The organism is Dubosiella muris (assembly GCF_004793885.1).
Taxonomy (GTDB): domain Bacteria; phylum Bacillota_I; class Bacilli_A; order Erysipelotrichales; family Erysipelotrichaceae; genus Dubosiella; species Dubosiella muris.
The window spans coordinates 55,576-79,411 of sequence record NZ_SRYG01000004.1; the positions used below are offsets into that span (position 1 = coordinate 55,576).

23 protein-coding genes, 1 pseudogene and 1 other annotated feature are annotated in these 23,836 nt (G+C 52.7%); of the genes and pseudogenes, 4 read left to right on the plus strand and 20 right to left on the minus strand.

All coding sequences use genetic code 11. The features are described from left to right. Nucleotides 1-142: 142 nt before the first annotated feature. From E5336_RS02770 to E5336_RS02805, 8 genes are read right to left on the minus strand one after another with little or no spacing between them, the layout of a single operon-like run. Nucleotides 143-805, minus strand: a complete 663-nt coding sequence (locus E5336_RS02770) for a Type 1 glutamine amidotransferase-like domain-containing protein (protein WP_135979569.1) — start codon at nt 803-805, stop codon at nt 143-145. Nucleotides 806-860: 55 nt separating this feature from the next. Further along, complete coding sequence (locus E5336_RS02775; RefSeq protein ID WP_135979570.1) at nt 861-1,454, minus strand: hypothetical protein; 594 nt, start codon at nt 1,452-1,454, stop codon at nt 861-863. 9 nt (nt 1,455-1,463) lie between these two features. After that, nucleotides 1,464-2,888: an Asp-tRNA(Asn)/Glu-tRNA(Gln) amidotransferase subunit GatB gene (gene gatB / locus E5336_RS02780; RefSeq protein ID WP_135979571.1), complete on the minus strand. Its 1,425-nt coding sequence runs from the start codon at nt 2,886-2,888 to the stop codon at nt 1,464-1,466. A gap of 3 nt (nt 2,889-2,891) precedes the next feature. Continuing rightward, on the minus strand, nt 2,892-4,268 hold the full coding sequence (locus E5336_RS02785) for an amidase family protein (protein WP_135979572.1): 1,377 nt from the start codon (nt 4,266-4,268) through the stop codon (nt 2,892-2,894). A gap of 1 nt (nt 4,269) precedes the next feature. Beyond that, nucleotides 4,270-4,563 (minus strand): Asp-tRNA(Asn)/Glu-tRNA(Gln) amidotransferase subunit GatC, encoded by a 294-nt coding sequence (gatC, locus tag E5336_RS02790; RefSeq protein ID WP_135979573.1) that lies wholly within the window; start codon nt 4,561-4,563, stop codon nt 4,270-4,272. 11 nt (nt 4,564-4,574) lie between these two features. Then, nucleotides 4,575-5,651: a CamS family sex pheromone protein gene (locus E5336_RS02795; RefSeq protein WP_135979574.1), complete on the minus strand. Its 1,077-nt coding sequence runs from the start codon at nt 5,649-5,651 to the stop codon at nt 4,575-4,577. Beyond that, nucleotides 5,638-7,641: an NAD-dependent DNA ligase LigA gene (gene ligA, locus E5336_RS02800; RefSeq protein ID WP_135979575.1), complete on the minus strand. Its 2,004-nt coding sequence runs from the start codon at nt 7,639-7,641 to the stop codon at nt 5,638-5,640. The genes E5336_RS02795 and ligA overlap by 14 nt, the downstream gene beginning before the upstream one ends. Nucleotides 7,642-7,689: 48 nt before the next feature. Beyond that, the gene (locus E5336_RS02805; RefSeq protein WP_135979576.1) at nt 7,690-9,807 is read right to left on the minus strand and encodes an ATP-dependent helicase; all 2,118 of its coding nucleotides are present in this window, start codon (nt 9,805-9,807) and stop codon (nt 7,690-7,692) included. 138 nt (nt 9,808-9,945) lie between these two features. On the opposite strand from E5336_RS02805, the gene E5336_RS02810 reads away from it, so the two are divergent. After that, nucleotides 9,946-11,925, plus strand: coding sequence for an LCP family glycopolymer transferase (locus E5336_RS02810; RefSeq protein ID WP_168353524.1), 1,980 nt, complete (start codon nt 9,946-9,948; stop codon nt 11,923-11,925). Between the two features lie 59 nt (nt 11,926-11,984). Here E5336_RS02810 and E5336_RS02815 read toward each other — a convergent pair whose 3' ends face one another. Genes E5336_RS02815 through E5336_RS02825 form a run of 3 tightly spaced genes read right to left on the minus strand, consistent with a single transcriptional unit; the run spans nt 11,985 to nt 14,621 of the window. After that, nucleotides 11,985-12,701 (minus strand): GTP pyrophosphokinase, encoded by a 717-nt coding sequence (locus E5336_RS02815; RefSeq protein ID WP_135979578.1) that lies wholly within the window; start codon nt 12,699-12,701, stop codon nt 11,985-11,987. A gap of 26 nt (nt 12,702-12,727) precedes the next feature. After that, on the minus strand, nt 12,728-13,900 hold the full coding sequence (locus tag E5336_RS02820; RefSeq protein ID WP_135979579.1) for a hypothetical protein: 1,173 nt from the start codon (nt 13,898-13,900) through the stop codon (nt 12,728-12,730). Nucleotides 13,901-13,940: 40 nt separating this feature from the next. Then, nucleotides 13,941-14,621, minus strand: coding sequence for a hypothetical protein (locus E5336_RS02825; RefSeq protein ID WP_135979580.1), 681 nt, complete (start codon nt 14,619-14,621; stop codon nt 13,941-13,943). A 155-nt stretch (nt 14,622-14,776) separates the two neighbouring features. Here E5336_RS02825 and E5336_RS02830 point away from each other — a divergent pair, with 155 nt between their 5' ends. Continuing rightward, nucleotides 14,777-15,658, plus strand: a complete 882-nt coding sequence (locus tag E5336_RS02830; RefSeq protein ID WP_135979581.1) for a class I SAM-dependent methyltransferase — start codon at nt 14,777-14,779, stop codon at nt 15,656-15,658. A 35-nt stretch (nt 15,659-15,693) separates the two neighbouring features. Here the strand turns inward: E5336_RS02830 and E5336_RS02835 are convergent, their stop codons facing one another. Then, complete coding sequence (locus E5336_RS02835; RefSeq protein ID WP_135979582.1) at nt 15,694-16,143, minus strand: hypothetical protein; 450 nt, start codon at nt 16,141-16,143, stop codon at nt 15,694-15,696. Nucleotides 16,144-16,302: 159 nt separating this feature from the next. Between E5336_RS02835 and E5336_RS02840 the strand changes: the two genes are divergently transcribed. Together E5336_RS02840 and E5336_RS02845 are read left to right on the plus strand one after the other, a co-directional pair. After that, nucleotides 16,303-17,568 (plus strand): helix-turn-helix domain-containing protein, encoded by a 1,266-nt coding sequence (locus E5336_RS02840; protein WP_135979583.1) that lies wholly within the window; start codon nt 16,303-16,305, stop codon nt 17,566-17,568. A gap of 122 nt (nt 17,569-17,690) precedes the next feature. Continuing rightward, nucleotides 17,691-18,044, plus strand: a complete 354-nt coding sequence (locus tag E5336_RS02845) for an antibiotic biosynthesis monooxygenase family protein (protein ID WP_277820754.1) — start codon at nt 17,691-17,693, stop codon at nt 18,042-18,044. A gap of 42 nt (nt 18,045-18,086) precedes the next feature. Here the strand turns inward: E5336_RS02845 and E5336_RS02850 are convergent. The 8 genes and pseudogenes from E5336_RS02850 to E5336_RS02880 form a co-directional block, all read right to left on the minus strand. Then, a pseudogene (locus tag E5336_RS02850) lies at nt 18,087-18,478 on the minus strand (NADAR family protein). Further along, a complete protein-coding gene (locus E5336_RS12555) occupies nt 18,453-18,674 on the minus strand; it encodes a hypothetical protein (RefSeq protein WP_277820755.1) in 222 nt (73 codons plus the stop codon). The pseudogene E5336_RS02850 and the gene E5336_RS12555 overlap by 26 nt, the downstream one beginning before the upstream one ends. Nucleotides 18,675-18,750: 76 nt before the next feature. Beyond that, nucleotides 18,751-18,897 (minus strand): hypothetical protein, encoded by a 147-nt coding sequence (locus tag E5336_RS12560; protein ID WP_277820756.1) that lies wholly within the window; start codon nt 18,895-18,897, stop codon nt 18,751-18,753. A 252-nt stretch (nt 18,898-19,149) separates the two neighbouring features. Next, nucleotides 19,150-20,115 carry an MmcQ/YjbR family DNA-binding protein gene (locus tag E5336_RS02860; protein ID WP_135979584.1) on the minus strand — a complete coding sequence of 322 codons (966 nt, stop codon included), beginning with the start codon at nt 20,113-20,115 and terminating at the stop codon, nt 19,150-19,152. A 59-nt stretch (nt 20,116-20,174) separates the two neighbouring features. Beyond that, the gene (locus E5336_RS02865) at nt 20,175-21,017 is read right to left on the minus strand and encodes a MetQ/NlpA family ABC transporter substrate-binding protein (RefSeq protein ID WP_135979585.1); all 843 of its coding nucleotides are present in this window, start codon (nt 21,015-21,017) and stop codon (nt 20,175-20,177) included. A 32-nt stretch (nt 21,018-21,049) separates the two neighbouring features. Continuing rightward, nucleotides 21,050-21,724, minus strand: coding sequence for a methionine ABC transporter permease (locus tag E5336_RS02870; RefSeq protein WP_277820757.1), 675 nt, complete (start codon nt 21,722-21,724; stop codon nt 21,050-21,052). After that, the gene (locus tag E5336_RS02875; RefSeq protein WP_135979586.1) at nt 21,708-22,751 is read right to left on the minus strand and encodes a methionine ABC transporter ATP-binding protein; all 1,044 of its coding nucleotides are present in this window, start codon (nt 22,749-22,751) and stop codon (nt 21,708-21,710) included. The genes E5336_RS02870 and E5336_RS02875 overlap by 17 nt, the downstream gene beginning before the upstream one ends. A gap of 34 nt (nt 22,752-22,785) precedes the next feature. Then, nucleotides 22,786-23,017: a binding site (T-box leader), on the minus strand. A gap of 56 nt (nt 23,018-23,073) precedes the next feature. Then, nucleotides 23,074-23,793 carry an amidohydrolase family protein gene (locus E5336_RS02880; RefSeq protein ID WP_135979587.1) on the minus strand — a complete coding sequence of 240 codons (720 nt, stop codon included), beginning with the start codon at nt 23,791-23,793 and terminating at the stop codon, nt 23,074-23,076. Nucleotides 23,794-23,836: the final 43 nt, after the last annotated feature.

Sequence of the window (23,836 nt, forward strand, 5' to 3'; positions counted from 1 at the left end):
TCCTCCTTCCCAATGAATGTTTTATATACGACAAAACGAGAGAAAACCGGACAATATTTTAAAAAAAGTTAAAAAAGCGCAAAAAAGGAAGGGCTCCCGGCGTTCATCCAGCATTTGTCCTTCCTTTTTTCGCATTATTTTCTCATTCCAGCAAATCGACCCGGCCAAAACATGTGATCTTTCGATCTTCGTCGATCAGAATGCCACCATCCTCGTACATCGCGTACACCGGCTTGCCGGTTTCCTGCCGCACCTTTTCGATATATCCGTTTTGATGCGCGTTGTTGGCGTAGTGCACCTCGATGTCAAAACCATTCACATATCCCAAACCGGTTTGATACGAAAAATCAGGATAGTCCGCATCGGGCGTGATGTGGTAGCGGTCCAGCTGCATCATCGCCCCGGCGCTGTACCCGATCACGACGCCCGAAAAGCGCTTCAGCGCTTTTTTCAATCCTTTTTCCTTGATTCGCTTCATCGCAAGATCAGGCGCGCCGCCCGTCAGCATGAGCACGTCGGCCTGTTCGATTTTCCGGCGCATGTCCTCGGTCGAATCCGAAAAATAGCGAATCCACGAAATGTCCTCGTCGCGGATGCCGTAGCGAAAAAACACGTCGTGGTTGCTGCGGTACCAAATGCCCTGTCCCGGAGCGAACTGCCGGTTCCAGTCGGCCCCGGTTTTCGTGTCGTCAAAAAACGACAGCGCCACGACGCACACTTTCATGCCCGGCTTGAGCGCCTTCTTCAAAACCGGCACGCACCATTTCTCGTCGATCATGCTCGTGTTCATCAAGATGTTGATCATGTTTGATTTTCTCCTTTCAAAAAAAGAACACCTCGTCGAAGTGTTCCTCTGTGTTTTACTGCCGCACGATCTGGTTGACAAGATCCTGGTCTTTTGGCTGCGTCAGGTAGTCGGTCACCCGGTTGCCCGCGCCTGTCTTCGTCACCTTGATGTAAATCTGGCTTTCCTGCGGATGGGCCTCGTCCACCAAATAGTTGTAGCCATCCACTTCCAAATCGTACATTTTTCCGTTCTCGTTGTTTGTGAAGTACGTTTCGATTGGCAAAATCGCGGCCACGCGGTTGTACGCCTCGTCCACGATCGCGTTGATTTGATCCTGGCTCGCGTCGTCCATGACGTTGAGATGGACGCGCAACGTCGCCGACTTCAAGTTGACCGTCACGCCTTCCACGCCTCCGATTTCGCTCAGGCTCGCCTGAAGCTGGTCGAGCTGGTCCTGCGTGATCTTCGGGTCGATGTCCCCTTTTTGGAACCGGTTGCCCACGACCGGCTGGTTTTGCTGCTCCATGCTCGTAATGAGCACGTACCCGACCAGCACGCACGGAATCGCGATAATGATCAACGTCAGCCACACCAGCTTATGCCCTTGCTTCACCTTCTGCTTCGACGGCGTTTTCTTTTTCAGTTGGAATTTTTTTAAATCCGGCATCTTTCTCTCCTATCGTTTGGCGAGCTCTTCACGAATCAGCTCGTTCGTTCGCTTCGGATTCGCCTGTCCTTTCGACGCTTTCATCACTTGCCCGACAAGGAAGCCAATCGCCCGGTCCTTGCCGTTTTTATAATCCTCGATGGATTGCGGGTTGGCATCCAGCACCGAATTGACGAGCGCCAAAATCGCGCCGTCGTCCGACACCTGCTTCATGCCCTTTTCCTCGACGACTTGTTTTGGATCCTTGCCCAGCATCACTTCCTCGAACACGACCTTGCCTTGCTTGCCGCTGATCTCGCCCTTGGAAATCAAGTCGATCAGCGTAGCGAGCGCCTGCGGCTCGACTTCGATCGTTTCGAAATTTTTCGCGTTTTTGTTCAGCCACGCCGACATGTCGCCAATGATCCAGTTGGCAGCCTTCTTCGTTTCCTTCGTCTGCTTCGCGACCGCCTCGAAGTAGTCGGCCATCGCCCGGTCCGCCACGAGCACGCCAGCGTCGTAGTCGTTCAATCCATAGTCGCGCATGAACCGCTCGATTCGCGCGTCCGGCAGCTCCTCCAAATGGTCCTGGATGTTTTGGATCCACGCCGCGTCCAGCTGAATCGGGAAAATGTTCGGTTCCGGGAAGTATTTGTAGTCGACGTTGCCTTCTTTTTTCCGCATCAGGATCGTCGTCTTCTGCGCCTCGTCAAAACGACGCGTCGCCTGCTCCACCTCTTCGCCACTGTCCAGCAGCGCCGACTGCCGCTCGATTTCCGCCTGTACCGCCTTTTGCACGTTGGCGATCGAGTTCAGGTTTTTGATCTCCACCTTCGTTCCCAGCGTGTTTTCATCGGCGCTTAGGGAAATGTTCACATCGCAGCGCATGCTTCCCTCTTCCATTTTCACATCCGACACGTTGAGATAAAAGAGGTTTTTGCGCAGCGTTTCCACATAGGCCGCCGCCTCCTTGGCCGAATGCATATCCGGCCGCGACACGATTTCAATCAATGGCGTTCCCGCCCGGTTGAAGTCGATATACGTTCCCGTTTCCTTATGGAACTGCTTGGCGGTGTCCTCTTCCATATGAATGCGCTCGATCCCGATTTTTTTCTTTTCGCCATCCACGTCGATTTCCACGTAGCCGTCTTTTCCAATCGGGAAAAACTGCTGGGTGATTTGATAGCCCTTTGGCAAATCGGAATAGTAGTAGTTTTTGCGGTCGAAACGCACAAGCGGGTCGATCGCGCAGTGCATGCCCGTGCACGCCTTGATCGCCAGCTCGATCGCGTGCTTGTTGACACAAGGCAGCGTTCCCGGATGGCCCAGGTCGATTTCGTTGACGCATGTGTTGGCCACCTCGCCAAACGACGTCGGCGCGCTGGAGAACATCTTCGTTTTCGTTTTCAATTCACAATGGATCTCGATTCCGATCGTTACAAAATAGTTGCTCATGCTCTACCCCTCTTTCACCTGATTGGCCAGTCCGGTCAGCTCTTCGATGCCTTGCGCCAAGTCGAACATCGTCTGCTCTTCAAACGGCTTGCACGCCAGCAGCACGCCAAACGGCATGCCATCCTCTTTGCCAAGCGGCAGCGTCATCGAAGGATAACCGGAAAAGTTGCCTAGCTGCATATGCTCTTCCGCGAAAGACGAAGCGCCAAAACGCAAGTCCGCGCTCTCCTCGATGTGCGGCGCGATCGTCGGCGCCGCGATCGAAAGGACGCCATCCACGCCATCGAACATCTTCGCGTACGCGTCCACCAGCAGACGGCGGATTTTTTGCGCCTTGCGAAACAGCCGGTCCTGGTTTTCCTCAAACAAGGAATACGAGCCGATCACGAACCGCGCCCGGACATAGCTGGAAAATCCTTCGGTCCGCGAGCGCGTCATCACATCTTCCACCGAGTCGCCATCCACACGTCGTCCAAACCGGATGCCATCCAAGTTGGAGTGGTTCGCGGTCGCTTCCGCGTTGGCGATCGTCCGGTAAACCGGCGCGATCAGCTCCATGTACTCGCGCGGCATTTCGCGCTCCACCAACGTCGCGCCGGCCGCCTTGAGTTTTTCCTCGAGCGCCGCGAACGCCGAGCGGATCGTTTCGTCCTGCACCTCGTCGTTGACCGTCTTGAAAATCGCGATCGTCTTTCCGCTCAAGTCGCCATTCAGCGCCTCGCTGTACGCGCCCACCGGCTCGTTGGACGACGTCATGTCGTGGTCGTCCCGGCCCGCCAACACTTCAAGCGCCAGCGCCGCGTCTTTGACGTTCGTCGTGAAATAGCCCACGTGATCCAGCGAGCTGGCGTAAGGAATGATGCCATAGCGGGAAATGCGGCCATACGTTGGCTTGACGCCCACGACCCCGTTGTAGGCGGCCGGCTTGCGAATCGAGTCGCCCGTATCGGTTCCGATCGAAAGCGGCACCAGATCGGCCGCCACGACCACGGCGCTTCCGCCCGAGCTTCCGCCCGAGATCCGGGACGGATCGTATGGATTGTGCACGGCGCCTGTGAGCGCGTTTTTGTTCGTTCCGCCCATGCCCAGCTCGTCCATGCTCGCTTTAGCCACGATGACGGCGCCCGCGTCTTTGAGCTTTTTCACGATCGTCGCGTCGTAAACAGGGACATAGTTTTCCAAAATCCGGCTCGAGGCCGTCGTGACATGATCCTTCGTGTTGATGTTGTCCTTGAGCACGACGTTCACGCCCGCCAGCTTTCCGGTTTCGCTTTCCGGTTTTGGATCGTCGTAAAAGGAAACGACGGCGTTGAGCACCGGCTGGCTCGCTTTCATGCGCGCGATCGTTTCGCTCGCGCTGCGTTGTTCATTGATCTTCATCCTACTTTACCACCTTCGGAACATGGACATGTCCCATTCTGACATCTTTCGCGTTTTTCAGCGCGTCTTTTTGGTCGAGCACTTCCTCGACGACATCCTCACGCACGTAGACAGTCGGCGTCTCGAATGGGTACACCATCGCCTCCACGCCTGCCGTGTCGATCGAATCAAACAGCTCCACCTGCTGTTCCAGGGCGATGAAATCCTTTTTCAACGCCTCGATTTCCTCGTCGCTGAGATCGAATTTCAAATCGTTCGCGAGTTTTTTAAAATATTCGTTGCTGAATTTTTCCATTGTTTCTCCTTTTATATCGCCGTTGTGATGAGCACGTTCGTCGAGTCCTTGGCCCGCCGCATGAGGGCGTAGACATCGTCGTCGTTTTTGACCGTAACCACATACGCGCACTCCGTATCGGTAAACAAATTCATCTTTTCCTTGGCCTCCTGCGTGATGGCCATGACTTCGGCCAGCGTCTTGCCGTGGGCCGTCACCGTCAGCGACAGCTTTTGCGTCACGCCCTTGTTCAGCTTGGCCTCGCCCGTCACGTACGTGGCGTCGGGCAGGACATTGAGCAGCGCGTTTTTAAATTCCGTAAAATCGGCCGCCATTTCCGGGTCGAGTTCGGTGAATTTCGCGCTTGGCACCGTCGCCTGCGTCTGGTCGAGGTTGTGGAACGTGCTGTTCGTTCCATCGAAGTAGCCATCATACACATACCCGCCTGGCGAAGACGTGAGCGGATCGGAATCGAGCTCGTAGGCCGCCACGAAAATCGGCACGTTGACGGTCACCTCGTTAAAGCGCTCGCGCATGTACGTGACAAGCTTGCTGAACGTGACATTCAAATAGTTTTCCATCTTCTCGGGCGTGATCTCGTAGTCCTGGTTGTTGTAGTTGATCTTGTCGTTGACGATCAAACCTAGCGAAATTCCCGCCAGGCGGTCGTTGGCGTACCAGTCCAGCTCGTAAATATCCACGAGGATGATCCCGCCCTGCACGACGCCGTTGCCGGTGTCGAACTCCTCGTTGGCGTTGGGATTCAAGCCGTTCGGATTGCCGTCGCGCAGCGTCCCAAGCAAGCCGCGCGAGCCATCCGTGGCGTCCAGCTCGTCATAGTCCAAAAACGTGTGGGAGCGGAAGGCGACGTCGTTAGGCGAGAAATACTGCCTGGACAAGTCCATCAGCCCTTCCTCCATTTGCATACGCACATCCATATCCGAAATCAGGGAAACGTGCTTGACGCGCGTGTCGTTTTCCTGAAACGGCAGCGCCGCCGTGTAGTCGCCCGACGTCAAATACGACGCGTCGCGCGTGTTGGCGATGTCGCAGCCCGTCAGACAAAGACAAGCCAGCGCGGCCAGCGGCCAGCGTTTACGCTTTCGCATTGTCCACCTCCTGTTCGAATTGCTCCTCGCTCATTTGCGGCACCCCGAGCGCCTGCGCCTTGGCCAGCTTGCTGCCGGCGTCCTCGCCGTAAATGACATAGTCCGTCTTTTTCGAAACGGAACCCGCGACGTTGGCGCCAAGCGATTCGAGAATCTTTTTCGCTTCGTTGCGCGCCATCTTGAGCCTGCCGGTCAGCACCACCGTTTTTCCTGTGAAAACCGACTCTTTTTTCTCGACGCGCTCCTGCGTCATGTTCACGCCTTCCCGCTTCAAAAACTCGATCAGCTCGACGTTTTCCTGCTCCGAGAAATAGGCGCGGATGCTTTGCGCGGTGACGCCGCCAATAAACTTGACCGCGGCCAGCTCGTCTTCGCTGGCGGCGCGAATGGCGTCCATGCTGCCAAAGTGCTCCGCCAAAATCGCGGCTCCCTTCTTGCCGACCAGCCGGATGCCTAATCCAAAAAGCAAGTTGGCGAGAGGCCTTTTTTTGGACGCCTCGATGTGCTCCAGCAGCTTGTCGACGCCTTTTTGCGAATACCCCTTCTTTTCCAGCAGCTCTTCGCGGCGGCGATGCAGGCGGTAAATGTCCTCGATCGAGTTCAGGAAATGCCACTCGTGCAGCTGTTCGATCTTTTTGTCTCCGAGCGAGTCGATGTCCATAGCGTCGCGCGAGGCGAAATGGATCATGCTTTCGACGATACGGGCCGGGCAGTCCGGATTGATGCAAAAATGCTCGGCCTCCCCTTCGAGCCGGACAAGCTTGCTGCCGCACACCGGACAGTCGGTTGGATACTGGTAGGGGATCTGGGTGTCGTCGCGGCGCTCGGGCACGCTTTTGACGACTTCCGGAATGATTTCACCCGCTTTGCGGATGACGACGATGTCGTTGATTCGCAAGTCTTTGGACTTGATCATGTCCTCGTTGTGCAGCGTCGCTTTGGAAACGAGCGTGCCCGCCACGCGGACTGGTTCCAAAACGGCGTTGGGCGTGATCCGGCCGGTCCGGCCCACGCTGACGAAAATGTCCAGAAGGCGGGTTTGCACTTCTTCGGCCGGAAACTTGTACGCCGTCGCGTAGCGGGGCGCCTTGGCGGTAATGCCCATGCGCTGCTGGTCCTCGAGGTCGTTGAGCTTGATGACCATGCCGTCGATTTCGTACGGAAGCTCGCCGCGCTGCCGGCCGATTTCCTCGATGAAATCGTAAATCTCGTCGGCGGTTTTGCACACCTTGCGAATCGGATTGACGCGGAAGCCCATGTCTTTCATCGCGTCCAGCGCCGCTTCCTGCGTGCGCAAGCCAAAATCGCGGGCGTTTTGAAAATAATACCAGTACGCGTCGAGTTTGCGATGCAGGCAAACCGTCGAATCCAAATTGCGGATCGAGCCGGCGGCCGCGTTGCGCGGATTGGCGAACAGCGGCAAATGAAGCGTCGCCTGCAGCGTATTGAGGTTTTCAAAGCTCTTTTTCGGCATATACACTTCGCCGCGAACCTCGACGCGTTCCCTGGTGTCGATGTACATCGGAATGCTGGCGATGGTGCGCACGTTGTTAGAGACATCCTCCCCCGTCACGCCGTCCCCGCGCGTTACGGCGCGCACGAAGCGGCCGTTTTCGTATTCCAGCGACATGGCCAGTCCGTCGTACTTGCATTCGACGACAAATTCGGGGTCCTTCGCCTCCTTGGCGACGCGGTTGACAAATTCTTCGATTTCCTCTTTGTTGAAGACGTTGCCCAAAGAAAGCATGCGCTGGGCGTGGACGACTTTTTCAAACCCTTCCATGACCTGGCCGATAATGCGGCGGCTTGGCGAGTTGGGATCGTCCAGTTCCGGATGCTTTTCCTCCAAAGCGATGAGCTCCTGCATCAGGCGGTCGTATTCCTGGTCGCTGACGCTGGGCGCGTCGTTGTCGTAATATTCTATGGCGTATTTTTCCAGCAGCTTTCGCAGCTGTTCGATTCGTTGTTGTTCTGTCAGTTGTGTCCTCATTGTATTTCCACCTTGAACCTTAATTATACCACTAACGGACCGGTTCCATCATGCTTTATGGATCGAGGGATGCGACAAGTCGATTTTTTTGATGCCGAATTTGTGGCCAAACGCCACTTTGCCAACCGTCCCGTCGATGTCGACGACAACGCCCTGGCCGTACTTGTCGTGATCGACCACATCGCCCCGGCGGTATTTGCCGGCCGCTTTTTTATTTTTGGAAGACGGCGCGGCAACCGGCGCGCTTTGCCTGGCGTACGGCAGCTCCATCAAAAACCTCGATGGCGTTTTGAAGGTTTGAAGCACGTAGCTGAATCCGTTGCTCCATGTGACGACCAGGCTTTTTTTCGCGCGGGTCATCGCGACGTACAACAGCCGCCGCTCCTCCTCCAAAGCCCGTTTTCCTCCCTCGTCCAGCGAATGGCCGCTAGGAAAGATGCCGTCGTTGAGATCGACGACGAACACGACCGGAAACTCCAGCCCTTTGGAGGCGTGGACGGTCATCATCGTCACCCCGCCTTCGCCAGCGCCTTCCTGCTCTTTGTCGGTAAAGAGCGCGATATCCTGCAAATACTGTTCGAGCGTCGTGTTCGGATCGGCTTTGAGGGCGTCGGCGATATCGGAACGAAGCTCCATGATGTTTTCGAGCCGGTCTTCCTCTTTGGTCCCTTCCAGCATCGCTTTGTAGCCGCTGTTTTCCAGCAGCGCGTCAAACATCGCCAGCAGTCCGGACGCGTGCCGTATGGCTTTCAAGTCCTCGATCATGTCGTAAAACTTGACGAGCTTGGCGGTCGTCGACTTGGCGAACCCTTCCGGATGCGAGAGGACGTCGTACAAATTCAAATGCTCGGCCGACGCCTGCGCCCGGATTTTGTCGAGCGTCTTTTCCCCAATGCTTCGTTTGGGCACGTTGATGACCCGCGTCACGGCCAGATCGAGCGCGAAGCGGTCCGGATCGTCCTCGTCAACATCCGTGCAAAGCCGCAAATACGACAAGATGTCCTTGATTTCCTGCCGCTCGTAAAAGCGGATGCCGCCATAAATGCGGTACGGAAGGCCAATCGAGCGAAACGCCTTTTCAAAAGCGCGCGACAAGTAGTTGGAGCGATACAGAATGGCGATGTCGTTGTAGGCGACACCCTGCTTGTGGAATTCCTGGATCTTGCGGGCGACAAACAACGGCTCCTCGCTGTCTTCGATTGCCTCGTGGTACACGATGGGCTCGTCCTCCTCGCGGCTGGTGAACAGCTCCTTTTCGATGCGGTCCATGTTGTTGGCGATCAGCTGGTTGCTCGCCTCCAAAATGGAGCGGGTCGAACGGTAGTTCTCGTTAAGAATAATGGTGCGGCAAGGAACGAAATCCTGGTCGAAGCGCAAAATGATATCCACGCTGGCGCCCCGCCACGTGTAAATCGTCTGGTCGGGGTCGCCGACGACGCACACCCGGGTCGCGGGCGCGCAAAGCTGCCGGATGATGGAATACTGGATCGGATCGACGTCCTGGAACTCGTCGACGTGAATGTACTCCAGCCGGTTTTGCCATTTGTCGCGGATCGCCGGCTCCGTTTTGAGCAAGCGGTCTGTTTCCCAGAGCAAGTCGTCAAAATCCATCGCTTTCATTTCCTTGCGGGTCTTTTCGTAGTGCTCGTACAAGAAGGCGAACGTCTTGTGGTGCCGCCCGGCCAGCTTCTGGGCCTGCTCGACGGAGACGTCCGAGGACTTGTTGTTGGAAATATAGGAAATGACCGCGCCGGGCGCGGCTTCGCTTTTGTCGATGCCGTTTTCCTTGACGAGCCGGCGCAAAATGGACTTTTGATCGTCGGGATCGAGAATCGCGAACGATTTCGGGTAGCCGAGCGCCTGTCCGTCCTCGCGCAGGATGCGCACGCAAAGCGAGTGGATCGTCGAGATGCGCACATCCGAAGCGACATCGCCAATCATGGCGCGCAACCGCTCTTTCATCTCGTTGGCGGCTTTGTTCGTGAACGTGATGGCCATGATGCGCCATGGCAGGATGCCGACTTCGTTGATCAAGTACGCGATGCGGGCCATCAGGACGCGGGTTTTTCCCGATCCGGCGCCGGCGATGATGCGCACGTGCTCGTCGATCGTCGTCGCGGCTTCGCGCTGCGGCTCGTTTAATGTATGTAAACTTGTTTCAAGCATAATTTATCACCGTTCTTCATTTTACCATACTTCATGGTTTCGCTCGGGAAATTCTTGGATTTGTCCGAATCCGCCCCGGTTTCCCGTTTCGGAATTTTCTTTTGGGTGCAAAGATGGTACTATAAACTTGGTGATTTTATGAAAAAAGTGAAAAAGAAGGACGTATCCGTCCTGAATCAACCCCCTATAGATACGACACCGAAGAAACCGAAAACGCCGAAAAAATGGCTGGACTGGATCGAATGGGTCCTGGCTTTGGCCGTGACGGTCTTTTTGCTGTTTTGTCTATATCGTTTGAGCATGTTCGAACTGCAAATCGTGCTCAGCATTGCCGGCGTCCTGCTCGCTTTCGTTTTGATTTTGCTCATTTTGCTGATCAAGCGAAAAAGCGGCGGCTGGAAAGCGACGCTGTATCGAATCGTCCTGCTGCTGTATATCGCGGGGGCCGGTTTTGGCGCCTACACGCTCAACAACACGTACGTGACGCTCAACGACATCACGTCCGCCAGACAAAGCGTGATCCAGATCGACTTGCTCACGAAAGCCGATTCCAGTCTGGATTCCGTCGAGGATTTCGCCAAAAAGAAAATCGGCTACTCGAACCACGCGGACTCGTTTGCGTCCAGCGCGGCGATGGCGGACATCAACACGCAAACCGCCACGGTCGAGTACGTGGACATGAACGACTACCAGCAACTGTACGAGAAGCTGCAGGCCGGCGAGATCGACGGCCTGCTCATTCCGCACAACCGGATCTCGCTGCTGCGCGAGGAGTACAAGTCGATTGAAAAGGACACCAAGACGATCGAGACGTTCAAGGCCGAGCGCGAAATCACGCCGGTGACGTCGAACATCGACATTTCCAAAGAGCCGTTTGTCGTCTACGTGGCCGGCATCGACGAAGGGGACGATCCTTCGATCGACGCGCGCAGCGACGTCAACATTCTCGTGATGGTGGATCCGCAAAACAACCAGATGACGACGGTGTCGATTCCGCGCGACAGCTACGTGCCTAATCCCGCTTTGGAAAACGGGTCGGACAAGCTGACGCATTTGGGCAACGACGGCGCCCTCAACAGCATGGAGGGCATCGAGGAGGCGTTTGGCATCGACATCGACTACTACGCCAAGGTGAACTTCCAGTCGCTCATCCATATCGTGGACGCGCTGGGCGGCGTGGACGTGGATGTCAAAATCGACTTCAACGAGCAAGACGAGAACCGCAGCTTTAAAAAGAGCGACAAGATTTATTTGAAAAAGGGAATGCAGACGCTCAACGGCAAAGAGGCGCTCGCCTACGCCCGCCACCGCAAGACGGAAGGCTATGGCACGACGGGTCGCGAAAACGCCCAGCAGCAAATCATTCAGGCGATCATGAAAAAGCTGACGACGGCCGAAGGCATTTCCCACATCAACGACTTGATGAATGTCGCCAGCAAATACGTGGCGACCAACATGCCGCTTTCGGCCATCCAGTCGTTCGTTTCCAAACAGCTGCGCGACGTGAAGCCGTGGAGCGTGGATTCGATCACACTCAAGGGCGGAACGGACGCGACGCTGACGACCGTCTCGATGCCAAGTCTGCCGCTGAGCTGCTACTTGCTCAGTCCTGACGACATCGTGAAAGTGTACAACGCCTACCAGCGCATGTACGACTCGTCGCCGATGAAAAACTTCGCGTTCAACTTGAGCACGAACCCGCAATGCACGATCAAATACCCGAAAGATCAAAGCGTCAGCGAGTTCATGATTACGAGCGCCGCGGCCGACCGCCTCAACCCGTACAGCGTGTACTACGGCATCGACCGGGTGGATTCTTCCAACGCGGGGGCTTCCGAACAGCGGGCGCAAACCAACAACATTGAAATCGTCGTTCCGCAAGCGCCGGTTTACGATTATTACGTCCCTTCCCAGCCGGACTATGTGCCGGACACGGGAGGCGAAAACACGGGCTCGAGCGAGCCGGTCACGCCGCCGGCCACCGATCCGGGCACGGGCGATGGAGATGGAACGACAACCACGCCGCCATCCACCGATCCGGGTACGGGCGATAATGGCGGTTCCACGACACCATCCGAACCGGTCACGCCGCCGGCGGATACCGGAACAGCGGAATAGAAAAAAATGGATAAAAAAGATCCCGGCAGGATTTCCTGTCGGGATTTTCTTGTGTCGCTTCACTCGTCGGCGAGCTTTTCCCCTTCGGCGAGGAACGTTTCGTAGTCGATTTTGTTGCGAATCGTCTGCATGTGGGTGTCGAGCAGCGAGCTGATTTCCGCGCACTGGAACAAATGTTCCGAAAGCGACTCGACGAGTTCGTTGGACAAGTCCTTTTTGTAGCGCATCTGGTGTTCGAGCGAGGCCCAGAACTCCATCGCGATCGTGCGTAGCTGCACTTCGACTTTCATCATTTTCTTTTCATGCATCAAAAAGATGGGCGTCTCCACGATTAGATGGAGCGAGCGGTAGCCATTGGGCTTGGGGTGGCGGATATAGTCCTTCTTTTTGACGAGCCGCACGTCGTCCTGTTCCAAAAACGCCTTGGCGAGCCGGTCGATGTCGTCGATAAACGAGCAGACGACGCGCACGCCGGCCACGTCGAGCACTTCGTTTTCGATGTTTTCCTTCGTGAGCGCGAGGCCTTTGCGCTGGAGCTTGTTCGTGATGCTTTGGGGCGACTTGAGCCGCGTCTGGATGTCGTTGATGGGATTGCGGTCGTTTAGAAGCGCGCATTCATCCGCTAAAATCTGGAACTTCGTTTCCACTTCGCGTAAAGCCGAACGATAATACGTCATCCACGTCAAAAACTCCTGCGACTTGGCCTGGAATTTTTCCAGGATCTCAGGATTGGGCTTTTCAATGTCCCGTTCCCATTTTTCCTTCCATGTTGTCATTTCTCTTTCCTGAACTTTCCTTTTCTTTATTCACTCATAAAACCGCTTTGGCGAACGCATTGTTTCAAATACGGAATTTCCCGCTCGGAAACCGCCACATCGTGGAAGTAGAGCGTGCGGTTGTCGTAACGAAGCATCGCTTCCAAAACGTAGTAGCCGTCTTCCATCCAGTCGTCGAACCAGATGCTTTTGCCATCCACCAGCTCGGGCTCCTGTTCCTCGAGCGCCTTTCGATTCGTCACGATGTCCGGGTGCGTGCTGGCCTGGATGAGCCACGACCACTGCCCGTCGTCGGTATACGGTGCCATGAGATTGACCGATTTCGTAATGGGGTCATAGCTTCGTTCCGCGGCGCCGGGCGCGACGATTCTGGCGTCGTCGAACAAATGGTATACGTCTTCGGTTCGGTACTGGATCGCGTCCTTTTCCATTTTTGGCGCGTCTTTGAGCTTGTTTTCCCGGCCAAGCAAGTCGACCAGCTCGGTGTATTCCTTGACGGGAAGCGGCAGCTCCGGATCTTTTTCATGGGCGATTTCCAAGTCGTCGCACACTTCGTTGGCGACTTTTTTCGTCTGCTCGTTCATGTTCGTGTAGGCGCCCACGCCTTCTTTGGCCAGTAGCGTCAAGGCCGCGTTGCGGTAAAACCGGGCGTCCCGGTCCCAGTCGTTCCATACGTAAAACGCGTCCATCAAATCGTGCAGCTCCTTGTGCATGAACGTGTCGCGGTCCATGTCGCCAATCGAAGTCAGCACGCGGTTTTCCTTTTCCATAGGCAAAAAGTACGTTTCGTCGTACAAGTAGTTTTTTTGGCGAAACGCGGGATCGGTCAGCAGCAGCTTGCGTATGTAGTCGAGCTCGTTTTCATACACATGATGCAGGCGGTGGAAATCCTCGTCATTGGCGTACTCCAAATCGTCGATCAGCTCGTACTCGCCGGGCACTTCCTCCTCGATGTCTTTGAACAAGTCGACGACAAACGCGTGGAAGCCCGCGCCGGCGTGGCGGGTGTTGGCGGTCATGACCATCGTCATGTCGTCTTCGGTCACGACGATTTTCCCTTGCGGACACACGAGGATCTCGACGCTGGCGCCCCGGTCCTCGATTTGCACGCCTTCGCGCTCGCACAAGGCGCCGAGCACTTCATACAGTTCATTCATTTCTTTTTCATTGCGGTCTTTGCATATGAGTTGTACATACATTTTTCTATTCCTCCAAAAAAAGACACCGAAGTGTCTTGTATCATTCCACGGCAATCATACGATACACATCTTTGGGCTCGCCCGCTTCCTTCGTGCTCGTCACATCCGAGCCCGGAACGTAGTGGACGTCCTTCATTTTTATCATCGTACATTTCGCGTTCGTTTTAAAGTTGGACGCTTCGCTGCTGTCGGCGTATTCCATCGCGGCGTTCATCGTGTAGCCGTCGTACTCTTTGTCAAGATACGACACTTTGGCCGGCGCCATGTCGGTGAGCTTGACGTTCACGACTTGCGGCAGCGCCGCTTTTCCCTCGTTCGTTAAAATCTGGGCGTAGTTGTTGTAGTAGTAGTATTTGGCGTATTCGGAAAACGCTTCGACGCTGGCGGAAGGAATGTAGTCCAGTCCGCCAATGTCGCCGTCGTTGTCTTTGTTGGACAGCGTGAAGAAATCGGCGAGAAACGCCTTCGCGACGGCTTCGGCTTGTTTTTGGTCCGCCGCCCCCAGCGTGGCGGTGACGTCGTCGTACGTCTTGGCGATGTACTGGGTCGGATCCTCGGGCGCCCAATACGTGTCGTTTTCCTTCACGGTGTACTTGACGGCCTTTTCCTCCGTCTTTTCGCGATCGGCTTGTTTGCCGCTAGAACACGCGCTTAGCGGCATGGCGAAGGCGAGCAGGCCGGCCAGCACAAAAGCGCGCGTATATTTACAAATTGCATTCATTGTGGTTCCTCATCTCTAATCAAGTCCTAGTATACCACATGCGCGCACCCAAGACTATGGTGGCCAAAAACGAATCCCTTCTTTCTTCCACAGCGATTGTTTAGGCTTTTGGGGGCGTTTCGAGTATAATGAAAGCGACGCAAAGGAGCTGTTTTATGAATCAAATCGCAAAGGACTGGGTCGATTACGAAGTCATCGACACCGGCAATAAAGAAAAGCTGGAACGCTGGAACGACGTCGTGCTGCGCCGTCCCGATCCGGTCGCCATCTGGCCGATCGAGCAGGAAACGCCATGGAACAAGGCGGACGCCGTCTACCATCGTTCCAACAAGGGCGGCGGCAGCTGGGAATACAAAAAACAATTAAAAGAGGAATGGACGATCGCGTACAAAGACTTGCGGTTCAAGATTTCCCCGACCGGCTTCAAGCACACAGGCCTGTTTCCTGAGCAGGCAAGCAACTGGGATTTTATGATGGACACGATTCGAAAGGCGGAAAAAAACGGCAGAAAGGACATCAAGATCCTCAACCTGTTCGCCTACACGGGCGGCGCGACGATGGCGTGCGCCAAAGCGGGCGCGGCGGAAGTCGTGCACGTGGACGCATCCAAAGGCATCAACGAATGGGCCAAGGAAAACATGCGCCTCAACCACCTCGAAGACCATACGATCCGCTTTATCGTGGACGACGTGCTGAAATTCATCCAGCGCGAGATCCGTCGCGGACGCAAGTACGACGGCATCGTCATGGATCCGCCAAGTTACGGGCGCGGGCCGAAAAACGAAGTGTGGAAGCTGGAAAACCAGCTGTACGAGCTCGTGAGCGAGGCGGCCAAGCTGCTCAGCGACGATCCGTTGTTTTTGATTGTCAACTGCTACACGACGGGCTTTTCGCTTTGCACGCTCGACGAGGTGCTCAAGCGGGCCATCAAACAAAAGGGAGAAATCGAAGTGGGGGAAAACCTGCTCCCGGTTACGACCAACGAGGGCGTTCTGCCGTGCGGCATCTTCGGGCGCTGGACACCGGACAAGAAATAGACAAAAAGGAGCAAAAAACGCTCCTTTTTTCTATCTCATTTTTTGTATAGACTCAAAAACAAATACATCAAATCGGCGACGACGAAGCCGATGGCCGCGTACCCGAACCACGCGCCAGACAGGCGGGTTTGAAAGAAAATACAGCCAAGCTGAAACAGTAAAATTCCTTGCACGATCAAAGCCAAAATCGAAAAGAAGCGACGAACCACCCTTTTAGCCGATGGGTTTCCAGAAGCAAAAAACCGATATTGGAAAATTTGAATTTCCCCCGCTTCGCTTCCACTTTCCAAGCCGATTTTTTGGAACAAAACCGATAATCCCATAAGCAATCCGTAAAGCAGGAAAACAAACGCCGAATTTTGAAGATCGCCTTGTTCGGACATTCCAATCAAATACAAATGGATCGGCTTACCAAAATTCAATATGAAAATCAGCAGGGCGAGTCCTGTGTTCAATATTCCAATCATCTTTAGTGCTTTTGTCATTTTACGCTCTCCTTTCCTTCTAAAAAAATTCCTTGTTTTTATGGCGTAATGATACAATATATATGTATTTATGTCTATGTTCTTTTTGAGCAAAACAAAGATAAAAAAGAAAGAATTTCAATATATAATATATAAACAAAAGGAAGAAACGATTCAAAGATGAAAATAAACACAGCCTTTTATCCGTTATACACGCAGTATTTACGGCAATACTATGAAATTTCCCAGAAAGATTTAGCGAAAAACACCGGAATCAGCAACTCTTCTTTGAGCAAAATCGAGGCCGGCAAACAAGAAATGGATGACGCGACGTTTAAAAAAGCCATTTCTTTTTTTGAAAATCTTGATCCTGATTTTCATTTTTCATTTGATCTCTCTTTAGTGGATCATGCAGACGCGTTTGTCTTCAAATGCATTCAGTCTTTGATTTTTGTCACTTACCCTTCTTCTATGTATGAAATAGAGAATTTTATTGATCATTCACAATACAGGGATTCCTTCGCCTTCTTTCATTATTTGGTAGTTCAAAATATATACGAATGCATTCAGGAAAAAGACTGTATGGAATCCACTCAATATTTGATTGATTCAAATTTTTTTGTCGACCCTCGATACTATGCCCTTTTATATGACATAAACGGTGCTTCCGGTTCCCTTAAAAACGATCAAATGTTTATGAGACAAATTCAGTCTTTCCAAAAAGCACTTGGTTTTTGTCATGGAGCAAATTGTGATGGCCTACGCGGACTGATTCTTTACCATCTCATTCTTATTTATAAACAATATAAATGTTTAGGCGCTTTTCAATATTTAGAAGAATGCGAACACAGTCTGGAAAAAGCGGGCGCTTATCGTCGATTACTTTATGCGAAGCTAAACAAAGGAAATTTTTATATAAAGCTAGGTCTCTATCCTCTAGCTCAGGAAATATATAGGAATCTTGAACATTCTCAATCTCAAATTGATGAAAAAGAAATAATTTCTAGAATTTGCGCGAGCTCTTCCTGGTGTTCCCTCCTGCAAGGGAAATACGAAGAAGCGATAGAGAAAGCCCGAAAAGCGGAACGATTAGGCAGCCGGTTTCCCGATATTTATATCACCTTCGCGTATGGCTACTACAAACTAGGGGATATCCAATCGGCCAGACAGTCGATTACTCGTTTTCGACATTCTTTTTCATCCGACCCTCGTGTGAATTTCATCAACTCGTTTTTCACCATTTTGGAACGTATAATGGATGATAAAAACGTGCCGGATTATTTGATTGAGCGACTTTTTAAAAAACTGCCCGATTTTCGGGATGTGGAACTCGAGATGGTTTTGTATCCCCTGCTATCGGACTACTATTGTTCCCTGGGTTCGTTTCAGGAAGCGTATCGCATACAAAAACGCTGGAATGACTATTTGCAGTTTGCGAATCTTTAAAAGAAAAAACAATTCGCCGCCTTTATCTATCAAATTATTTTCGCATAGGACTTTGCCAGAAGAAGATCTTGCATAGTAAAATATAAACAAATCGAGAAACGCGATAGCCCAAATAAGGAGGAATGAAGATGCCATTTACTGAAATATGTATTTATCAAGTCAAACCGCAAAAGGTGGAAGAATTTGAGGCTCTGATGCTTGAAGTCAAAAGCCTTTTGGAAAAACAAGAAGGATTGCTTTTGCTTCGATTCGCCAAAAGAGGATATCGTATCGACATGGAGCAAATTAAGGAAGGTCTTCCGCCACTTCAAATCAAACGAATTGTAAAAAGCGTGAAATATATGCTGTACTGGGAATTTGACACGAAAGAAAACTACGGCATTGCGCAAAAAAAGCTTTATGACAGCTATTGGAAATCCATTGAAAAATGTTTAATCGCTCCTCACGACAAATATTTAGGCGAGCGCTTATTTTAAGAATCGAATCGCATACAAAAACGTGATTTTGGTTGCGCAAAATCACGTTTTCATTTCCTCCCGTATTTCCATTAAGGCAAAACCAAGCCGGTTTTCCCCTTTCCAGCGTCGCATGTCGAAACGGTTGGGATCGTGCATGGACAAGCCAATTCCCCATACCCGGTCTTTTACGGCGCACTCCACAATGATCTGATCGCCCGTTTCCAAATGGTGTCGTCATAGCCTTCCACTTCCCGTCCAAGCCGTTTGATTTGCGCGGGATCGCTGGATGCCAAAATCAAATCGGCCCGCTTTTGGTCGTGAAAGCGAATGGCCTTGTTCCACATCATGTATTGTTCGACCGATGTAAAGGTTTGTCCATTCTCGGCAAAATTTGACTCATACCAGTTGGCTAAATAGCCGTTGGGCTCATCCACATTGTGAAAACAAATCATGCTGGTTTCCTCCAACCTTATCCACGGCTAGACGCAAATCGAGATCATGCACTCCCGGGTACGCTTTTTTCAAAAAATCAAAGGGAACTTGACGAATGGTTTCTTCACTGGACAATTTGTTTTCCCATTGAAACAGCGCGTAAAATTCTCCCATCCATTCAGGGACAAATCCAAAAAGAGTTTTCCCTTTTTTCACTTTATAGCCATCCGCCTTTTGAAAATATTCCCACAAAGTCACTGGATCCATTGTGTTTACGTACGGCTGCCCATCGTCAATAAATCGACGGGTCTTGCTTTTCATATACGTTTCCACAAAATTTTTGAAAATCGGCTTCGGGAAATGTCTCCGCCACATACTCGAATAATTTTCCTTGGGTTTCCACCACATCGTCTAAGTAAACTTCTGCATAAGGTTTCATATTTTCTCCTTCAATACATCGCTAAATACATGTGTAACGGTATTTCGATCGGATTCAATCAGCTCTTTCATCTTTCTTCGAGCCTCTTGATCCCGCTGTGAATATTTCGCATTGAATATTTCAAAAGGAACTTCAATCCCTTCTTGTTTAAGAATCTTTTTTTCTTTTTTAAGATATCATGCTTTCTAAATTCCTACAAAAAATACAGTTTCTCCTATTGAGAAGTCCGATCAATAAAAAACATACGTTTTGTCACGTTTTTCCCATCTTCTCCAACAACAACGTTTCCAGCGCCTTGGGCACATGCCTGGCGCTACGCACCGCCAGCAAGCCGTTTTCCTTCAGCCTCTCGATCGGAAACTCGTCGTCGTACCGTTTGATTTTCCTTAGCTTCATTCGTTTGGCTTTCTCGTCGGCTTCCACGACCTGACACGCGAACCGGATTTTCTGAATCGGCGCGCTCAAATAAATAAACACCAGATCGCCCTTTTGCATGCTCGCCTTGCGATGCCACGTGATCGTGTCGCTTTCCCTGAACGCTTTTTCCACATCGTACACGCTCGGCTTGGATGGAATGACCCAGCTTTTCGCGCTCGTCTGCGTCAGCCTGTGACTCTCCCCGACCCGCTCCATGATCTCGATATCCGGCAAGGTGTCATCGAGCCGGATCGAGATCCAGTACGTCTTGTTCATATGGTACGCCGGCTCGTATCCTTCTCGTTCCAGCAGCGTTTTCACACGCTCCTTGTCCAGCTTCACGTTCAATAACGTCGTTTTGTCCTTGCGCGCCAGCACGATGCCATACCACTTGTCGTTGTCCGGGTTGCGAAAGACGCCCGTCTGCTCGTCGTTCTTGAACAAAAATTGCGGCTCGTCGCCATACGCCTCCAAAATACGATGTGCGATCCGGTTCGCCTGCGCGTTGTCGAGCCACACGTCCTCGAAGGCTTCCTGCGCGATTGTCTTCAACACCCGCTCGATTTCCTCCTTCATGCGCAGCGCGAACTCCCCGTCCGTCACTTTGTAGCCGATGTACTCCTCGCCAAACGCCACGTCCAACACGTGAAACGACGGGACTTCGTTTTCGACGCGCACGACAAGCTCAAAGTCGCCCGCCATAATTGGCACGCGCTTTTCCCACACTCCGTTTTTGTTTTCAAAGCCAGCCTCTTCCAGTTTGGATCCAACCGGCCGCTTCCTTCTCCATGCTTGTTCCATAGTTTTACTCTACCAAATTCCACCCAAAAGAAAAGACCGGTTTCCCGATCTTTGTGCTCTTATTGCGCCGCCTGCACAGTGTCGCCAAAGTTTTCCGCGATAAACGCCTTGATGTCATCCGACTTCAGCACTTTGACAAGCTCCTGCACCGCTTCGTTGTCCTTGTTGCTTTCTTTGACCGCGATCACGTTGGCGTACAGTTTCGCCGCGTCGCTGTCGGCCGCCTCCTGCGCGCGTAAGGAATCCGTGATATCCGCGTCCAGCGCGTAGTTTCCATTCACGACAATAACATCCGCGTCCTGCAGTCTTGCCGGAATTTGATCCGCCGCGATCTCGACGATTTCCACGTTTTTCGGATTGTCCTTAATGTCGGCCACCGTCGCCTTGTCGATCGTCGCATCGTCGTTAAGCGTGATAATGCCCAGATCCTGCAGCAATAGCAGCGCTCTGGCCTCGTTGGTCGCGTCGTTTGGCACGACGATTTGCGCGCCCTCGTTCAAGTTGTCCAAATTGACCTCTTCCACTTCTTGCGAGTACACGCCCATTGGCTCGTAGTGGATCGAGCCCGCGCTCACCAGGTAGCCGTCGTCGCCTTCAGCCAGGTTGCTGTCGGCGTTATAGCTGTCCAAATACGGCTGGTGCTGGAAATAGTTGGCATCCAGCGAGCCGTCGCTCGTCGACGGGTTGATGTTTGGATAATCGGAAAATTCCGTAATGTTCAGCGTGTAGCCGTCTTTTTCCATGATCTTTTTCGCCTCTTCCAAAATCACCACGTGCGGCGACGTCGTCGCGCCCACGTTGATCGTCTTCGATTCCGCGTCGCTTCCGCCTTCGCTTGATCCGCAAGCCGTCAAAGCCAAAGCCAGTCCGGCGGCAGCCGCCAGTTTGAAAAATTTGTTCATCTCATTGTCCTCCTCTGTTGTTTTCTTAAAACTCAATGGGTCGTTTTTTCGACCAGTTTATTACCAATCGACTGAATAATCGAAATGATAATCAAAATCACGATCACAACCGTGTACGTGATGTCGTACATGTTGCGCTGTCCGTAGCGGATGGCCATGTCGCCCAGTCCGCCGGCTCCAACCGCGCCCACGATCGCGATCTGCCCAATCAAGGCGATCAGCGTGATCGTGATGCCGCGAATCATACCCGGAATGTTCTCATGCAAGTACACCTGGAAGATGATTTGCATCGGGGACATCCCCATCGAAATGCTCGCCTCGATGATGCCGTCGTCGATTTCCATCATCGCCGACTCCATCTGCCGGGCCATGAACGGAATCGTCCCGACCACAAGCGGCACGAGCGCGCCGTTGATGCCAATCGTCGTGTTGAAAATCAAACGCGACAGGAAGTAAAGCATCGGCACCAAAATGATAAACGGAATCGCCCGGAACAAGTTGATGATCTTGTCCAGCACGAAGAACACCACCTTGTTTTCCAAAATCCCGCCCTTGCGCGTCACGACGATGACGACGCCAAGAATGAGTCCAAGCACGAGCGAAATGATGCCCGAGTACGCCAGCATGACAAGCGTGTCCACGATCGCCTTCGGAAACTGGTGGGCGTACTTCACGACGTTTGGAATGAAATCAATCAATATGTCCACGTTTCAACACCTCCACATAAACGCCTTCCTCGCGGCAGCGCTCCAGCGCCTCCTTGATCTTGCCATCCTCGCCGGTAAACACGGTCACCAGCGTGCCCAGCGGCGCGTCCTTGATGACTTCCACGTTGCCAAAGACGATCGAGCAGTCGACGCCGTAGTTTCGCGAAATTTGCGAAATGAGCGCCTCCTTCGTATTTGCCGACGTGTATTTAAGCCGGACAAGCTGCTGGTTCGGCTCGAGCTGCGTCAGCGGATGCTTCTGGGCGATCAGCTCGTTGATCTTGTTCGAATTGTTCGTCGTATTGATAAAGTTTTGCGTGATCTCTTCGATCGGGTTGACGAAAATCGGCACGATGTCGTTTTTCTCGACGACGCGCCCGTTTTCCATGACCGCCACCCGGTCGCAAATTTCCTTGACGACCAGCATCTCGTGCGTGATCATCACGACCGTGATGTTCATTTCCTTGTTCACCTTTTTAATGAGCTTTAAAATGCTTTGCGTCGTCTGCGGATCCAGCGCGCTGGTCGCCTCGTCGCACAGCAGCACCTTCGGGTCGCTCGCCAGCGCCCTGGCAATCGCCACGCGCTGCTTTTGCCCGCCCGACAGCTGCGACGGGTACGAGTCCTTGCGCTCCACAAGGTCGATGAGCTCCAGCAGCTCGATGACCTTGCGGTCGATTTCCTTTTTATCCTTTTTCATCATCCGCAGCGGCAGGGCGATGTTTTCGTAAATCGTCTTCGCCCGCAGCAAATTGAAATGCTGAAAGATCATGCCCATTTTCTGACGCTCGGCCCGCAGCTCCGAAGGGGAAAGCTCAAGCAGGTTTTTGCCGTCGAAAATGACCTTGCCGTCTTCCGGCCGCTCCAGAAGGTTGATGCAGCGCACCAGCGTCGATTTCCCGGCCCCGGAAAACCCGATGATGCCGTAAATCTGCCCTTCCTTGATATCCAGACTGACATCCTTGACCGCGTGGACATCGCCATCCTTCGTTTGAAATGTCTTTGTGACATGTTCGAGTCGGATCATTGTATCCATCCTTTCCAAAAAAAAACTTCCGCCCGCATAGGGCGAAAGTGAATTTCGCGTTACCACCTATTTTCGTCCTCTCCTCGCGGAAAAGACCTCCTCAAGTACAACCATACTCTATCACGATAACGGGCGAAACCGTCGCGACCTACATTTCGATCACGCAACTCCAAGACCATGTTCATCCAACGCTTCACGCTTTCTTCCACCAGCCGAAAGCTCTCTATCCATCCGGGTTGGACTACTCTTCTTTTCAACATCAATTTGTAGTTAGATATTAACAGTTTTACAAAATCATGTCAAAGACTTTCTGAAAAAATTTTCAGCACCGCAATATCTCCGGATAAAACTGAATGCCGCTCTTGATCATCCGGTGGATGCCCTGCTTGCCAACCTGGGAAAAATACTCCTCGATCGTCGGCGCTCCTAGCACAAGCAAATCGCCCTGCCGGCCTTTTTCGATCACGCCCAAATCGCGCAAGCCAAACTCCCAGGCCGGGTTGCACGTCATCGCCCGCAGCAAATCGCTCGCCCCGACACCCCGGTACACGTAAAGCACGAACGCGAGCGGCTGCATCGAGTACATCTTGTGCGGCAGGGAGTTCATCCCGCACGACAACAAAAACGGAATGCGGATCTTCTCGTCCGGAATGCCTTGAATGACCGGCATCCGCGGGTTGTGCCTGGACGTCAGCACTTCCTGAAACAGCTCCTTTCGCCGCATCGAAGGGTCTTTACTGATGAGCGTCAGGATCCCGTTCATCCGCATCGCGTACAAGGCGTCCGACACCTTGCGCATCCGGTCCCCGTCCAGCTCGTCGAGCGGACTGTTGAAATGGCAGTCGATAAACGCCGGCACGACGCATTCCCCGCGCGCGTCCAAGACCCGCGTCGCGTCGTCGATCCATTTCTTAGGATCGTGATGGCCGAAATCAATGATCTTATCATGGTGAAGCGCGATAAAAGCATGATGTTCGATTCGATTCTTTTGATTGCATGTATATAGATTTTCTATATTTTTTATTAAAAGAGTTGCTTTCATACGTTCTCCTTTTTTATAATTGGCAAAAGAAATGGGGGATTTA

Excerpts from the sequence above, each read along its gene's own strand:
- E5336_RS02770 (WP_135979569.1), bottom strand. The coding sequence starts at position 805 with ATGATCAACATCTTGATGAACACGAGCATGATCGACGAGAAATGGTGC.
- E5336_RS02775 (WP_135979570.1), bottom strand. The coding sequence starts at position 1,454 with ATGCCGGATTTAAAAAAATTCCAACTGAAAAAGAAAACGCCGTCGAAG.
- gatB (WP_135979571.1), bottom strand. The coding sequence starts at position 2,888 with ATGAGCAACTATTTTGTAACGATCGGAATCGAGATCCATTGTGAATTG.
- E5336_RS02785 (WP_135979572.1), bottom strand. The coding sequence starts at position 4,268 with ATGAAGATCAATGAACAACGCAGCGCGAGCGAAACGATCGCGCGCATG.
- gatC (WP_135979573.1), bottom strand. The coding sequence starts at position 4,563 with ATGGAAAAATTCAGCAACGAATATTTTAAAAAACTCGCGAACGATTTG.
- E5336_RS02795 (WP_135979574.1), bottom strand. The coding sequence starts at position 5,651 with ATGCGAAAGCGTAAACGCTGGCCGCTGGCCGCGCTGGCTTGTCTTTGT.
- ligA (WP_135979575.1), bottom strand. The coding sequence starts at position 7,641 with ATGAGGACACAACTGACAGAACAACAACGAATCGAACAGCTGCGAAAG.
- E5336_RS02805 (WP_135979576.1), bottom strand. The coding sequence starts at position 9,807 with ATGCTTGAAACAAGTTTACATACATTAAACGAGCCGCAGCGCGAAGCC.
- E5336_RS02810 (WP_168353524.1), top strand. The coding sequence starts at position 9,946 with ATGAAAAAAGTGAAAAAGAAGGACGTATCCGTCCTGAATCAACCCCCT.
- E5336_RS02815 (WP_135979578.1), bottom strand. The coding sequence starts at position 12,701 with ATGACAACATGGAAGGAAAAATGGGAACGGGACATTGAAAAGCCCAAT.
- E5336_RS02820 (WP_135979579.1), bottom strand. The coding sequence starts at position 13,900 with ATGTATGTACAACTCATATGCAAAGACCGCAATGAAAAAGAAATGAAT.
- E5336_RS02825 (WP_135979580.1), bottom strand. The coding sequence starts at position 14,621 with ATGAATGCAATTTGTAAATATACGCGCGCTTTTGTGCTGGCCGGCCTG.
- E5336_RS02830 (WP_135979581.1), top strand. The coding sequence starts at position 14,777 with ATGAATCAAATCGCAAAGGACTGGGTCGATTACGAAGTCATCGACACC.
- E5336_RS02835 (WP_135979582.1), bottom strand. The coding sequence starts at position 16,143 with ATGACAAAAGCACTAAAGATGATTGGAATATTGAACACAGGACTCGCC.
- E5336_RS02840 (WP_135979583.1), top strand. The coding sequence starts at position 16,303 with ATGAAAATAAACACAGCCTTTTATCCGTTATACACGCAGTATTTACGG.
- E5336_RS02845 (WP_277820754.1), top strand. The coding sequence starts at position 17,691 with ATGAAGATGCCATTTACTGAAATATGTATTTATCAAGTCAAACCGCAA.
- E5336_RS12560 (WP_277820756.1), bottom strand. The coding sequence starts at position 18,897 with ATGAAACCTTATGCAGAAGTTTACTTAGACGATGTGGTGGAAACCCAA.
- E5336_RS02860 (WP_135979584.1), bottom strand. The coding sequence starts at position 20,115 with ATGGAACAAGCATGGAGAAGGAAGCGGCCGGTTGGATCCAAACTGGAA.
- E5336_RS02865 (WP_135979585.1), bottom strand. The coding sequence starts at position 21,017 with ATGAACAAATTTTTCAAACTGGCGGCTGCCGCCGGACTGGCTTTGGCT.
- E5336_RS02875 (WP_135979586.1), bottom strand. The coding sequence starts at position 22,751 with ATGATCCGACTCGAACATGTCACAAAGACATTTCAAACGAAGGATGGC.
- E5336_RS02880 (WP_135979587.1), bottom strand. The coding sequence starts at position 23,793 with ATGAAAGCAACTCTTTTAATAAAAAATATAGAAAATCTATATACATGC.